The sequence below is a fragment of the Virgibacillus tibetensis genome (assembly GCF_036026595.1).
GTDB classification, from domain to species: domain Bacteria; phylum Bacillota; class Bacilli; order Bacillales; family Amphibacillaceae; genus Virgibacillus_P; species Virgibacillus_P tibetensis.
On sequence record NZ_JARZFX010000003.1, the window covers coordinates 51455 to 64543 of the forward strand.

The 13089-nt window shown below is 37.2% G+C and carries 13 protein-coding genes and 1 pseudogene; 2 read left to right on the forward strand and 12 right to left on the reverse strand.

The genetic code is table 11. From position 1 onward, the window contains the following. Positions 1-148: 148 nt before the first annotated feature. Both QGM71_RS08535 and QGM71_RS08540 read right to left on the reverse strand, forming a co-directional pair. Positions 149-445 (reverse strand): hypothetical protein, encoded by a 297-nt coding sequence (locus QGM71_RS08535; protein ID WP_327607117.1) that lies wholly within the window; start codon positions 443-445, stop codon positions 149-151. Between the two features lie 5 nt (positions 446-450). Next, positions 451-651: a helix-turn-helix transcriptional regulator gene (locus QGM71_RS08540; RefSeq protein ID WP_327607118.1), complete on the reverse strand. Its 201-nt coding sequence runs from the start codon at positions 649-651 to the stop codon at positions 451-453. A 462-nt stretch (positions 652-1113) separates the two neighbouring features. Between QGM71_RS08540 and istA the strand changes: the two genes are divergently transcribed. Then, a complete protein-coding gene (istA, locus tag QGM71_RS08545; RefSeq protein ID WP_407703011.1) occupies positions 1114-2664 on the forward strand; it encodes an IS21 family transposase in 1551 nt (516 codons plus the stop codon). Beyond that, positions 2622-3353, forward strand: coding sequence for an IS21-like element helper ATPase IstB (gene istB / locus QGM71_RS08550; RefSeq protein ID WP_456119841.1), 732 nt, complete (start codon positions 2622-2624; stop codon positions 3351-3353). Before istA ends, istB begins: the two co-directional genes overlap by 43 nt. 100 nt (positions 3354-3453) lie before the next feature. On the opposite strand, the gene QGM71_RS08555 is transcribed toward istB, so the two are convergent. The 10 genes and pseudogenes from QGM71_RS08555 to QGM71_RS08600 all read right to left on the reverse strand — a co-directional run bounded on the left by QGM71_RS08555 (position 3454) and on the right by QGM71_RS08600 (position 12943). Then, the gene (locus QGM71_RS08555) at positions 3454-3927 is read right to left on the reverse strand and encodes a DUF1572 family protein (RefSeq protein ID WP_327607121.1); all 474 of its coding nucleotides are present in this window, start codon (positions 3925-3927) and stop codon (positions 3454-3456) included. A gap of 43 nt (positions 3928-3970) precedes the next feature. Next, positions 3971-4768, reverse strand: coding sequence for an MBL fold metallo-hydrolase (locus tag QGM71_RS08560; protein ID WP_327607122.1), 798 nt, complete (start codon positions 4766-4768; stop codon positions 3971-3973). 32 nt (positions 4769-4800) lie between these two features. After that, positions 4801-5115: a GNAT family N-acetyltransferase gene (locus QGM71_RS08565; protein ID WP_327607403.1), complete on the reverse strand. Its 315-nt coding sequence runs from the start codon at positions 5113-5115 to the stop codon at positions 4801-4803. 793 nt (positions 5116-5908) lie between these two features. After that, entirely contained in the window at positions 5909-6121 is a 213-nt protein-coding gene (locus tag QGM71_RS08570) for a gamma-type small acid-soluble spore protein (protein WP_327607123.1), read from the reverse strand. A 61-nt stretch (positions 6122-6182) separates the two neighbouring features. Beyond that, a complete protein-coding gene (locus QGM71_RS08575; protein ID WP_327607124.1) occupies positions 6183-6998 on the reverse strand; it encodes a ZIP family metal transporter in 816 nt (271 codons plus the stop codon). A gap of 326 nt (positions 6999-7324) precedes the next feature. Further along, positions 7325-8503 carry an acetyl-CoA C-acetyltransferase gene (locus tag QGM71_RS08580; protein ID WP_327607125.1) on the reverse strand — a complete coding sequence of 393 codons (1179 nt, stop codon included), beginning with the start codon at positions 8501-8503 and terminating at the stop codon, positions 7325-7327. Between the two features lie 121 nt (positions 8504-8624). Next, complete coding sequence (locus tag QGM71_RS08585) at positions 8625-9299, reverse strand: 3-oxoacid CoA-transferase subunit B (protein ID WP_327607126.1); 675 nt, start codon at positions 9297-9299, stop codon at positions 8625-8627. Between the two features lie 23 nt (positions 9300-9322). Next, a pseudogene (locus QGM71_RS08590) lies at positions 9323-10017 on the reverse strand (CoA transferase subunit A). Positions 10018-10373: 356 nt separating this feature from the next. Beyond that, positions 10374-11753, reverse strand: a complete 1380-nt coding sequence (locus QGM71_RS08595; RefSeq protein ID WP_327607127.1) for an OmpA family protein — start codon at positions 11751-11753, stop codon at positions 10374-10376. 149 nt (positions 11754-11902) lie between these two features. Beyond that, the gene (locus tag QGM71_RS08600; RefSeq protein ID WP_327607128.1) at positions 11903-12943 is read right to left on the reverse strand and encodes an FUSC family protein; all 1041 of its coding nucleotides are present in this window, start codon (positions 12941-12943) and stop codon (positions 11903-11905) included. Positions 12944-13089 lie beyond the last annotated feature (146 nt).

Consider the following 13089-nt stretch of genomic DNA (forward strand, 5'->3'; position numbering starts at 1 on the left):
AAATGTGTCAACACTAACCTGCCCCGTGCTGCCGTTCGAACTCATCTTCAACTAACGCACCCGTTAGCACAAATAGATAATTTATTATTTCTTAATCAATTTTACCTCATATAAGAGGTCGATAAAGGCTCAGTGAATTTAGCCATTCTTAATAATTCTTCCTATTTTTATTGATATAAGTGAATATACTTCCTAAAATACCTAAAGATAGCACAAACCATAACAATATATTAGGAAGATACTCAATCGGGATTATTTCAAAGAAGTCAACGAGGACAACAAGTAATATAACACCTATATACAAAATCCCATATAGCATATTATTTGTTTTGTATTGAATTTCCCTCCCCCGTTCATCCTTCCCTTCCTCACTATCGTTGAACTTAAAGATGTACATATGACAAATAAATATAATAATAAGAAATAATGCAACCAACCATAACATACCTATCATTCCTCCCTATAATCAAAAACATCGGTTAATGGTTTTTCAAAAGCATTTGCAATTTTGAAGGCAAGAATGAGGGAAGGATTGTATTTATTCTTTTCAAGAGTAGCAATAGTTTGGCGACTAACACCAACTCTATTTGCCAGCAGTTCTTGAGTCCATCCTTTTTCTGCCCGATAAATTACTAATTTGTTATGTAACACTAACACCACCTCTAACAATATTGTAATTTATTTCTTACAAATTGTAAAGTATTTCTTACAATGATTTTAGAGTGTAATTATTTATCATAAAGCAACAACCTTTTAGAAAACAACCAACCAAAAAAAGCTGTCCAATAGCCGAAATTATTGGGCAGCTCCTCTTTAAATTTATTCAATTAACCTGCCCCTATAGTTGAATAAGAATGCTGGTATCTTTTTGTGTTAAAGCACCATTGTAACTGCTAAACTAAAGTAGTCAATTATTGCTTGATAAAAATGGACACTTTTCTATTGGGTGTATGCATGTAAGAGTGCTGCCCCGGGAGGGGCAGCACTCTTACATGCATCGCCGGCTCGGCCCCCTATTAATCTCTCATCTTCATTACTGTATAATACATCTTGTTTGTAAAAATATATCAGTGATGGAGGGAATCATGAAAGGTGGAAAAATGGGAAGTGTACATGGAAATATATCAATTAAAACGGCAGGGGTTTAAGGTTCGGAGAATTGCCAGAAAACTAGGCATTTCAAGGACTACTGTATATAAATATCTGGATAAATCCCCAGAGGATATGGCCGAATGGATGGCCTCCGTTAAGACAAGAGCTAAAAAACTAGATCCGTACGAGATGCTTATCCATACTTGGCTGAGTGAGCATCCTGATCTTTCAAGTGCACAAGTTTATGACTGGCTAAAGGAAAGATATAAAGATTTAGTAGTTGGCGAGAGTACTGTACGTAATTACGTGAAGGAGCTTCGAGAAAAATACAATATTCCTAAAACAGAGGTTAAGCGTGTCTATCAAGCAATTCCAGACCCGCCAATGGGCCAACAGGCTCAAGTAGATTTTGGACAAACGATACAGAAAACATCCAGTGGAAAAGATAAAAAACTATACTTTATCAGCTTTGTGCTTTCGCACTCTAGGTATAAATATGTAGAATGGTTAGATCGGCCATTTACCACAAAGGATGTTATTAGAACGCATGAAAATTGCTTTCAATTCTTTAGTGGAATCCCGAGTGAACTTGCTTATGACCAAGATGCATTAATAGTTGTTAGTGAAAATGCCGGTGACTTAGTCTTGACTAGTGAATTTCAAGCATATCGAGAGGAACGTAAGTTAAATCTTTTTGTATGTAGGAAGGCTGACCCCGAGAGTAAGGGACGTATCGAAAATGTAGTTGGATTCGTAAAGAAAAACTTTGCCAAGAATCGGGTGTTTTACCATATTGATCAGTGGAATGAGCTATGTATGTCTTGGCTTGAAAGAACTGGAAATGGAAAAGTACATAACACAACAAAAAAGAGACCGGTCGAAGTGTTTGCCTTGGAAAAACAGCACTTAAGACCAGTCACTAAAAAGATTTCTATTTCAAGTATTGACTCAAGTATAACAAGAACAGTTCGTAAGGACAACACAATTTTATATGATTCTAATCGTTATTCCGTTCCACTTGGAACATATAAACCAGATAAAGAAGTATATATTGAAGCGACAGATACGAATCATTTACTAATTCGTGACCAGTCTGAAGGACCAATTATTGCAGAGCATCAGATTAGTTCTGAAAGAGGGAAACTCATTCAACCTACTCAACATAAACGTGATCGAACAAAAGGTATTGCAGCATACATCGCAACCGTAGCAAGCCAATTTGATGATACAGAAACGGCCACCGATTTCCTTGCGGAAATACACCGAAGGTATCCACGTTATGTACGGGATCAATTGGATTTAATTTCAAAGGTATCAAAGTCAGTGGAAGTAGAAATACGGAACGAAGCTCTAAAAGAATGCATTAAACGGAAAATTTATAGTGCAACAGAGTATAACGATGTTGTTCAGTTCGTAGAACGTCAACATCAGACTAAAACCAAGCCAAAACAATCAAATGAGGTCAAATCACTTCATGGCATCGATCCCAAATTGGTTAATATTAAACCGGAAACGAGGGAAGTGGAACGATATTTAGAGCTACTGAAAGGAGTAACTGTTTGCCCTCTCTGATTCAACAAGCAGAGTCGGAGGATTGGACTTACAGGGCATTCTTAAACAATTTAACAGAGTATGAATTGAAGCGTCGGGATGAAAAGTTAATCGAAAGAAGACTAAAATGGGCTGCATTTCCTTTTTATAAGACTTTGGATTCATTTAATGTAGATGAGCAGCAATCTTTAAGTAGGAAGCAAATTAAGCAATTAAAAGAATTTACATGGCTTGATCAACTCTATAATTTAATCATTCTAGGACCATCTGGTGTGGGAAAAACACACATAGCAACTGGACTTGGAATAGAAGCAATTAATCATGGATATAAAGTTTCTTTTATCACCATGGGACAACTCATTCATACATTAAAAACGGAAGAAGTGACAAGAAAGTCACAAACAAGAATGAAACGTATCAGAGAGTCCAATTTAGTAATAATAGATGATCTGATGTTTATGGCAATGGATACACGTGAAGCAAATTTATTCTTTCATTTGATAAATGAACTTTATGATAAGTCTTCAGTAATTTTGACATCGAATAAAGGTCCAAGTGAATGGGGTGAATTGTTAGGGGACCCAGGTATTACAACTGCAATTCTCGATAGGATTTTACATCGAGCAGAAGTCATTAATTTTAGTCAAGATGATAGCTATCGAATGAAACATCGTTCTTCAATTTTTATGGAAAAAAGTGTTCAAAGTTAATTAGCAAAAAGTGTCCATTTTTACTTGACGCTTACAACCATTTAATGCAACAAGAAACAAACTTCTATTAGCTGACTTAACATAATAAGAAAACTTATATTTACGTTAACTTTCGATTATTTTTTAGCATGTGTCGCAAATATTCTTCTGATTTTCCTTTAGGAATACTAAGGCTTTCCAATTCCTCATTTTTAATTTGCTTACCAACATAAACGATTTGTCCGATATGATAAGAGTAATGTGCCATTTGCCTTTCAATCGCATCAATAACCGTGTGGATTTCGCCACGAATATAAATATTTTTTAATAAGTCCTCTTCATATGAAATAGTGTTTGCGGATTCTTGGTCAAGTTTCCTATAGGTTTTTTCACCATCAGAAGTTAAAAATTCAGTCGATCTTGAAATCATATTTCCACTTAAATGCTTCACGATTATTGCAATATTATTAGATGAATGATTTAAAGCCCAGTGTATATCATCTTCTGACAATTGTTGTATTGTCTTATCTCCTAGTTCTTTAACACTTCTAAACCTTTCTTGAACTACTTTTAAATACTCATTTACAACAGTCATTACGTTCCACCCACTGATTAGTATATATATGATAATACCAATTTTAAAGTCCTTTTTTAATCATCTTCTTGTTATCAAAATGAATACTTTTCATTCCTTCAAAGAACTTATATTTATTGCTCAAATACCTTTCTAACTCTCCTTTATCATGAAAAAGTTGTTTTAAGTAATACTTCGAACAATTTATTCTATTTTGTATTTCTATTTGATCCTGTGTTGTAGAACCGTGACCTGGTACGTGAGTTGTTATATTATGGTTAAGCAAAATGTTTTCAGCTTTATTGACAGTATTTACATAGTCGTTGTAATCACTGAAAATGAATGGAAATTCTATATCTGACAGGTAGTCTCCTGAAAGAAAAATTCCGTAAGGTTCAACCACTGTAAATAAACCATCATTGGTATGACCTGGTGCTTTATAAAAAGTCATAGTCAACGATTCTAATTCTAATTTTTTCCCATCATCTGAAACAACAATATCTACCGAAGGATATTCGGGTATATAATTTCTGTTTAAATAATACTCTTGGTCAAACCTATTTATTTTTTGAACTACATCTTCTTTAGTAGGATTATTATCAAATTGTTTAGAAGCTATTACCATTGCCTCTGGAAAGGCTCCGGAACCAATAATATGGTCAAAATCACTATGTGTATAAATAATATATAATTGCTTATCACCAACAATCTGGTTTATGTAGTTCTTAATTACTTCAATTTCAGAAGGTAACCAATTAGGATCTGTCATAATAACGGCTTTATTAGTTTGTATTATCGCCGTCGTGGTCATAAATATTGAACTTTGAAAAACTGTAATATTATTATTATTGAATTGAATCATATTAATCCTCCCTTTCTCATTTGTTATTATACCTATTTCTGAAACTCTGTATTTAACAAACCATATACCCACATATCTTTACATTTTCCAGTAACACTGTGACATTCAAACTGTCTTAAATAACCTTCTTCTTTGAAGTTGAAATTTTTTAATATCTCCTTTAAAGCAACATTTTCAGCACTAACAAAGGCTTGGATTCTTACTAAACCTAACTGACTAAATCCTAATAACAAAACTTCACGTATAGCTTCAGGCATGATTCCACGACGCCAGTAGTTTTCTGATAATTCATAGCCAACTTCGGCTCGCTTGCCTTCAAATTCACTTAAATAGATGGTGCCAATAATTCATCTGTTACTTTGTCAGCAATTGCAAAACGAGTAATCCATCCATCATCATAGCCTTTGTTCCATAAGTTGATTATTTCATAACTTCTTTCTAACGTTTCTGGTCCATTCCAATCAAGATTACGCTATACATTTTCATTTGAATAATATTTCTTTAAAGCTGTTGCATCTTAATCTTAATCGTACTTTTTCAGTTTCTAGTACTGGAAATTCTTTTAATATTTTTGTGAAATCCATTTTTATTCCCGCTTGAATAAAGTTAGTTCATCTGTAATTTACCAAAAGCATTTAAACTCCTTGTTCAACTAACCTGCCAGTTTAAGTGTAATCGTTCACAATATCTATATTTAGTTTAACATAAATATTCAGAATACATTATAAAATCAAACGACAACTAACCGATTTCCAATTTAATGGTAAATTTGTATATGCCAATTTGCATACGAATTTGTAGGTCAAAATGTAGACTTACACTAGCCATTGTCACCTAACAAATTGGGATACAAATTACACTACAATTTTAATGTAAATTATAAAGAAAATACTATTACACCAACAAAAAATGACCATCAAATTAGCAGTACACAATTGATGGTCGTTTTACATTACATTTTTAATGTTTGAGATAGGAAACGGAACCCGTTAGAGACAAGTATGTTCTCTCTCGTCGTTTCTTCAGCTGTCTGTGATGCAACACGTCAATTTTCTTTATCTTCTACAAGCCTCTATGTAATAATTGTTTTTAAAAAGATAGAAGCCAGATCAACTAATTAATCTGCCTTCTATCGCTGTATTACGTAGTAGATTGTTCGTTAATGGATTGCTGGTTTCTTCGTTTCACTTCTTCTGCATCCGTATCACTGTAAACATGTGTACCATGACCACCTGTTGTTTTAGCAATATATTCTTTTGCCTGATTATACGTTAACCCTGAGCGCTGCGCTTGTCTTTTGACTGCTTCAATATTGGTTCCTGCAATTGTGTAGCTGTCACTGTTTTCTGCCATGAAAGATTCCTCCCTTTCTTTCTCTAGGTTGTGCTCTGCGGTTAATTACATGCAGGATATATTATCCAAGTGCCACATCCAGTATCATCATGACCGTAAATCCAATCATAAGGCTCATGGAAGCAAGGTCCTTATTCCCTTCTTCCTGGGAGCCAGGAATTACTTCTTCCACTACAACAAATATCATGGCTCCAGCAGCAAAGCTCAGTGCATATGGTAAAAGTGGCTGGATAAAAATTACTGCCATTGCGCCAATTATACCAGCGATCGGTTCAACCATACCGGATGCCTGACCATACATAAAACTTTTTCTCCGTGACATTCCTTCGCGCCGAAGCGGCATGGAAACAGCGAGACCTTCTGGGAAGTTCTGAATGCCAATCCCTATTGCCAATGCAATCGCTCCTGCAATAGATGCTGTTGGCAAGCCTGCAGCAACTGCCCCAAAAGCTACGCCTATCGCAAGACCTTCAGGAATATTGTGTAATGTAATAGCTAAAACCAGTAGCGTACTGCGCTTCTTTTTCTCTGGATTTATTCCTTCTGCTTGGTCAATCGATGAGGTGGGATGGAGATGTGGGAGTAATTTATCGGCACTCCACAAGAATAAGCCACCAAGTAAGAAGCCGACTGCTGCTGGAACCCAGACAGGTACAGGTCCGCCTTCTGCCATATCGATTGCCGGTTCAAGCAATGACCAAAAACTTGCCGCAATCATAACACCACCTGCGAAACCCAGCATACTGTCCATGAATCGTTGATTAAATCCTCTTGTCGTAAAAACCAGAGCAGCACCTAGCGCTGTCATTCCCCATGTAAATAATGTCGCAATCGCAGCCTGAGCAATTGGGTTAAGATTTAAAAAATAATCAATCATGATGGAGACTCCTTTTTGGTTATGAGGTATGATAACCATTATTTATTATCGTTGTCTACTATTATTTATTCATTCATCTGAACTATGTATTCTAATCAACGGGAAGCATAATCCTAAAACTCCCCTTTTCGAATTCGTTTGAAACATACTGTTAATTAATAATGCTCAGGGATAACCCATAGCATTTTTGATGAATGTCTGGTAGTAATTAGTTTAGCATTTTTTAGCATTTTATCATATGTTAAAAGAAGCTATACGGTACCACCTCCACTTGAGTATGATATCATATAGCTTCTTCTTACTATTTAATTCTACCTATTGCTTACTCATACAATCTCTATAACCATAGCGATTCCCTGTCCTCCACCAATACACAGGGAAGCAACTCCATATTTTTTATCTCTTCTTCTTAGTTCTTTTATCAGAGAGTACAATACTCTCGTCCCACTTGCCCCAACTGGGTGACCTAAAGCAATAGCTCCACCATTAACATTTACTTTTTCACGGTCAAGACCTAATTCTTTTTCGACCGCTAGGTATTGGGAAGCAAAGGCTTCATTTACTTCAATAAGATCCATATCATCGATAGTTAAGTTTGCCTTCTCAAGCGCCTTCTTTATAGCTGGAACCGGACCAATTCCCATATAGGATGGGTCTACACCAGCAACTGCCCATGAAACTACTTTCGCTAATGGCTTTAATCCTTTTGCTTCTACATATTCTTCCCCTGCAAGAACTACTGCTCCTGCTCCGTCATTGATGCCACTGGCATTACCACCTGTAACACTGCCATCTTTCCTAAAGGCAGGCTTAAGCTTTGATAGTTTTTCGGTTGTTGTGTCCTCGCGTATATGCTCATCTGTGTCTACCGTTATTGTCCCTTTTCTGGATTTTACTTCCACAGGAATTATTTCTTCGGCAAACTTCCCTTCTTTTCTAGCTGCTGCTGCACGCTGATGACTTTGTGTAGCGTAGTCATCTTGACCTTCGCGGGAAATAGCATATTTTTCAGCAAGGTTTTCAGCGGTTACTCCCATTCCACAACCGATATGTTCATCTGTCAGAGCAGCCCACAACATATCGTCCACTTGCGGTGTTCCCAGTTTTGTACCGAATCTGCTTCCTCGTAAAGCATAAGGAGAGAGACTCATACTTTCTACTCCGCCTGCAAGTGCAACATCTCCATCGCCCAGCATGATGGATTGGGTTGCGGAGACAACTGACTGAAGACCAGATCCACAAAGTCGATTGACAGTAAGTGCAGGACTTTCCATTGGGATACCAGCAGCTAACGCTATATGTCTGGCAAGATATGGTGCATTCTTCGCTGAATGAATTACATTACCAAGGACGGTAAAGTCAATATCCTCAGCATTTATTTTACTCCTTAGAATCGCTTCTTTACTGACTGTAACTGCCAGATCAGTTGGATCAACATCCTTCAGGCTCCCACCAAAAGATCCAAAAGGAGAACGGGCTCCTTCTAAAATATATACATTCTTCATTCTCTCACTCCTTTATTATTGTGCAGTATATCCTCCATCAAGGACAATAGATTGACCAGTAACACCTTTCGCCTGTGATAAATACTACTTTACCTTCTACCATGTATAGGAAGCCTTCTCCTTAATACGTTCCTACCTGGAGATTTTCACTTAAACGCAGCTCTGCTTCCGTAGATGCAACAACCTCTTCTGCAGTCCATCCCTCTGCTATTTCGATAAGCACTAGGCCATCTGCTTCTACATCAATTACTGCACGGTCAGTAATTATCCGATTTACGACACCTTCTCCAGTTAAAGGAAGATGGCATTGCTTCAATATTTTAGACTCACCTTGCTTATTTACATGATCCATAATAATAACTATTTTCTTTGCTCCATGGACGATGTCCATTGCGCCGCCCATGCCCTTGATCATTTTACCTGGTATCATCCAATTCGCAAGATTGCCATCTTCAGATACTTCCATGCCTCCAAGTATAGCAAGATCCAAATGGCCTCCTCTAATCATTGCAAATGATTCTGCATTACTGAAATAGGACGCACCTTCTGCTGCAGTCACTGTTTCTTTTCCTGCATTAATTAAATCAGGGTCTACCTCTTCTTTTAATGGGGATCTTCCTATACCGAGTAAACCATTTTCTGATTGAAGAACAACTTTTTTCCCTGGTTGAATATGATTTGCAACCATGGTTGGCATCCCTATTCCCAAGTTAACATAGGAACCATCTGTAATTTCTCGTTCTGCTCTTTTTGCAATCCGCTCTCTGACTAATTTTTTATCGACCTGTTTTACCATGAAATCATTACCTCCCTGTAAGCTTATGCTTCTTCTCTGACTGTTAAACGTTCAATTCTTTTTTCTTGTTGTCCTTCGATTAGTCCCTGGACGTAAATTCCTGGTGTATGTACATGTTCTGGATCAATAGTACCTGTATCTACCAGTTGTTCTACCTCGGCAATTGTTACTTCTCCTGCTGCGGCCATCATTGGATTAAAATTGCGGGCGGTTTTGTTAAAAACAGATTGCCATCGTGATCTCCCTTAGATGCTCTTACAAGACTAAAGTCTGCTTTTAATGCTGTTTGCAGCAAGTATTCTTTATTATCAAACGTGCGTACCTCCACACCTTCTGCAATTGGTGTTCCTACTCCTGCTGGTGTATAAAATGCGGGTATACCGGCCCCTCCTGCGCGAATTTTCTCAGCCAGCGTTCCTTGTGGAGTAAGCTCAACTTCCAGCTCTCCAGATAAAACCTGACGTTCAAATTCCTTATTTTCTCCAACATAGGAACCGATCATTTTATCTATCTGTTTATTTTCAAGCAGTAATCCAAGCCCCCAATCGTCTATCCCGCAATTATTCGAGATTACTGTTAAATGTTTTACTTTAGACTCTACTAACGCAAGAATAAGATTTTCGGGGATACCGACAAGGCCAAATCCACCTACCATAATCGTCGATCCGTCCTTAATATCCTTAACTGCTTCATTAAATGATGTATATATTTTTTTCATTTAGTTACACTCCCTTCCTTACTACTATTATTAGCAAAAAGTATGCCAACTATTAAAATCGTTGTAATTGCAGACAAAGCCGGATTCCGGATTAAATTATAAAACCTTTATTCCTGTTTTGCGGAATAAAGGTTTCAATTTTCACATTTATTTTCAGCCGATTCATTGCTGCAGCTTGTTTGAATCATTCTTTCCGGGAACACGGAATTAATTCCATAGTTACGGAACCAGTTAAACGCCGGTTTTTCCACTTTTAGAACTAAACCTACCAATTGTGAGCATGTATGCTGATCTTCCTTTTTCTCCTGCTATTCACTAAACCCCTGCTCTGATCAGAACAGGGGTTTGTTTGGTAGTTAATTTCCTTTTTTGGGATTGATAACAATTTCTACGCGTCGATTTCTATCCTGACCTTCTTTATCCTCATTTGATGCAATAGGTTCTGTTTCTCCATAACCTGCTACTTCAACATCTAATCCAGATACGTTGCCATTCTTTTTCAAATAATCCCATACGGCGTTTGCACGTTTCTCTGAAAGCTCCATATTGTAATCTGGTTGGCCAACATTATCTGTATGACCGTTGATCTCAATAGTCGTATCGGCATCCAATTTCTGGAGGTCTTTTATTACATCTTCAAGCGTGTTTTTTGCCTCTGGCTTCAATTCACTGTCATCAAAGTCAAACAATAAATCATCTGGCATTTGGATTTTCACTTCTTCTTCCTCTACAGTTAAACCTACATCTTCCGGTGGTTCAAAATCGGGTACATCCAGCTTAACTATTAATTCTGCGTACTGGCTATCTCCGTCTTGTTCAATCAAATCACCCTTCAAATTTTCACCTTGTTCCCCATATACAGCGATTACATCTTCCCAGGTGTTCCGGTCTGGTTGATAGCGTATCGGCATGTACATCCCCTGTCTCAATGTGGTGTAGGGAACACGAAACTCAAATGTTCCATCCGGGTTAACCCTCGTATGCCCAAAAGAGAATGGAACAATTATTCCTGATTCATGCATCAGATTTCCTCCAACCTGTGCACCTTCCATTAAATTGCTAGTACCATGAAAATACAGATAACGGTGGTCACTGTCTACCTCCGCTTCCATCCATACCTCTGGCTCGCCATAATTATCTGGTTTTTCGTTCCACTCCGGGATTTCGATCGGAATAGTGTACGGCATTTCTTCCATTACATCAATGTGAAATTCCACTTTCACCTCAAAAACACCATGTGTATCCGTTAAATAAACTTGCGGTCCTGTAGCGTTTTCCAGGAATTCCCCGTATTGTTCTATCGTCTCTTCCCTATTATTAACTACTTTAAGTTTTACTGTTGTGCTTTTTCCTACCCCTGAAAATTCAAAGGAAAAAGAGCCGTCATCCATTACTTCTGCACCGTCAATAAATGTTGCAGAGGCAAAGCCGTCATCACTTATTCCGTTTGAAAAGAGCCTTGATCCTGGCAGCAGATTACTTTCCCCTTCAACGATTATTTTATCTTCATCAATAATTGCTTTCCCGTGAAGCTTTATTTCTAAGTCTCCGAGCCCAGGTATCTCTTCTGCTTCCGTTTCCGTCTCTGATTCTTCCGTAGTCTTCATATCCGTGCTTTCCTCTTCGGTTTCTTTCACCTCTTCCGTTTCATCGTTCGCTTTACTCGTACTATCCTCATCTTTGCTGCATCCCGCGAGAATCATGCCAATTACTAAAATAATCAGTAATTTCTTCAAGTATAGCCCCTCCAGTGATCCTATTTTACAAAACCAGTTTAATATACATTCTACCATATTTACTTCAAAGCAAATTTAATTACTAGTAAAAAGGCGGCAAGCCCCTCACAGTACAAGTAAGTCTGTGAGGAACTGCCACCTAAAACACGCTAAAACATCTTTTCTTGTTTTCGTATATATTTATCTAACTTTTCCAATTCTACCATCAGCTTTACAATACTGCTTGCTACAGGGAATATTTCAATCCACTTTTCAATTTCGGATTGCTGTAATTCATTGATTAAGTCGTTAATTGTCAAATTCATTGCAGTAAAGCTTTCCTTCTGCATCTCTTTTTGTACGAGTATTTTATCTTCATAAGTCAAAATAATATTTTCATGGTACTCCACAATCTTGCCAACTAATTTCTTAACCAAAAATGACTGGTTAGGCGAAATCTCCTCGATTTTATCCATTTTTAATTCCAGGTTTTCTATCAGATCTGATTCGAGATCGACCACTTTGAGCATCTGTTTAAAAATCACGATATCACGCATGAAATGGTATCTGTTACGGATGAACATTCTGCTTTTTTCATCATTAATAATACCCAGGTAATCATTTATTTCGTTGATATCATTTTTCAGTTCCTCTTCACGCTTTTTAAGCTCTCTTACTTTCATTGTTTTATTAGGGATCACCCGAAGTAAAAAGCTGGTTTTATCCAATGATTTCTTAATCATGTCATAAAGCAATTTTTGATGGTTAGGCGGAAAGATAAACGCATTAATAAAAAACGCCGATGAAATTCCGATTAAGATTAAAGATAAACGCTCAAGCAGATACATCAGATGAATACCGTCATCTGGAGAAAGCATGATAATTGCAATTGTCAAAATCGTGATATGTACAGTTTTTACCCAGCCCATTTTAATGTTGACTGCTATCGCAACAATGACAGTTATTCCAATTGAAATCGGATGTAAGCCGAGTGTATAGGCACCTGCCAATGCGAACACAATCCCAATAAGGGTAGACAGTGCTGTTTCCTTAATGTATGTTATCGAGCGCATGATTGAAGGCTGCATCGTTAATACTGCTGTGATGACAGCAACCATGCCCAGCTCTAAATTCATACTTTCTGTTATTAAAATGGATAGTGCCACGGCTAACCCAGTTTTCATCATTCTTGGCCCTATATTAAAGTTCAATTATGTTTCCTCCTACAAATACAACCTTTTTCAACACGCACTCTTAGTCTATTTTAATAGTATCATTTATAGGTGGAGCATTCCATTTGTACGAATAACAAATTACCATTTGGGTGCAACTGATTACAAAAAGCTTTCTGTAAATG

What these genes read in the sequence shown, in the direction of transcription:
- QGM71_RS08535 (WP_327607117.1), bottom strand. Translation starts at nt 445, where the DNA reads ATGTTATGGTTGGTTGCATTATTTCTTATTATTATATTTATTTGTCAT.
- istA (WP_407703011.1), top strand. Translation starts at nt 1,114, where the DNA reads ATGGAAATATATCAATTAAAACGGCAGGGGTTTAAGGTTCGGAGAATT.
- QGM71_RS08555 (WP_327607121.1), bottom strand. Translation starts at nt 3,927, where the DNA reads ATGACTGTTGTAAATGAGTATTTAAAAGTAGTTCAAGAAAGGTTTAGA.
- QGM71_RS08560 (WP_327607122.1), bottom strand. Translation starts at nt 4,768, where the DNA reads ATGATTCAATTCAATAATAATAATATTACAGTTTTTCAAAGTTCAATA.
- QGM71_RS08570 (WP_327607123.1), bottom strand. Translation starts at nt 6,121, where the DNA reads ATGGCAGAAAACAGTGACAGCTACACAATTGCAGGAACCAATATTGAA.
- QGM71_RS08575 (WP_327607124.1), bottom strand. Translation starts at nt 6,998, where the DNA reads ATGATTGATTATTTTTTAAATCTTAACCCAATTGCTCAGGCTGCGATT.
- QGM71_RS08580 (WP_327607125.1), bottom strand. Translation starts at nt 8,503, where the DNA reads ATGAAGAATGTATATATTTTAGAAGGAGCCCGTTCTCCTTTTGGATCT.
- QGM71_RS08585 (WP_327607126.1), bottom strand. Translation starts at nt 9,299, where the DNA reads ATGGTAAAACAGGTCGATAAAAAATTAGTCAGAGAGCGGATTGCAAAA.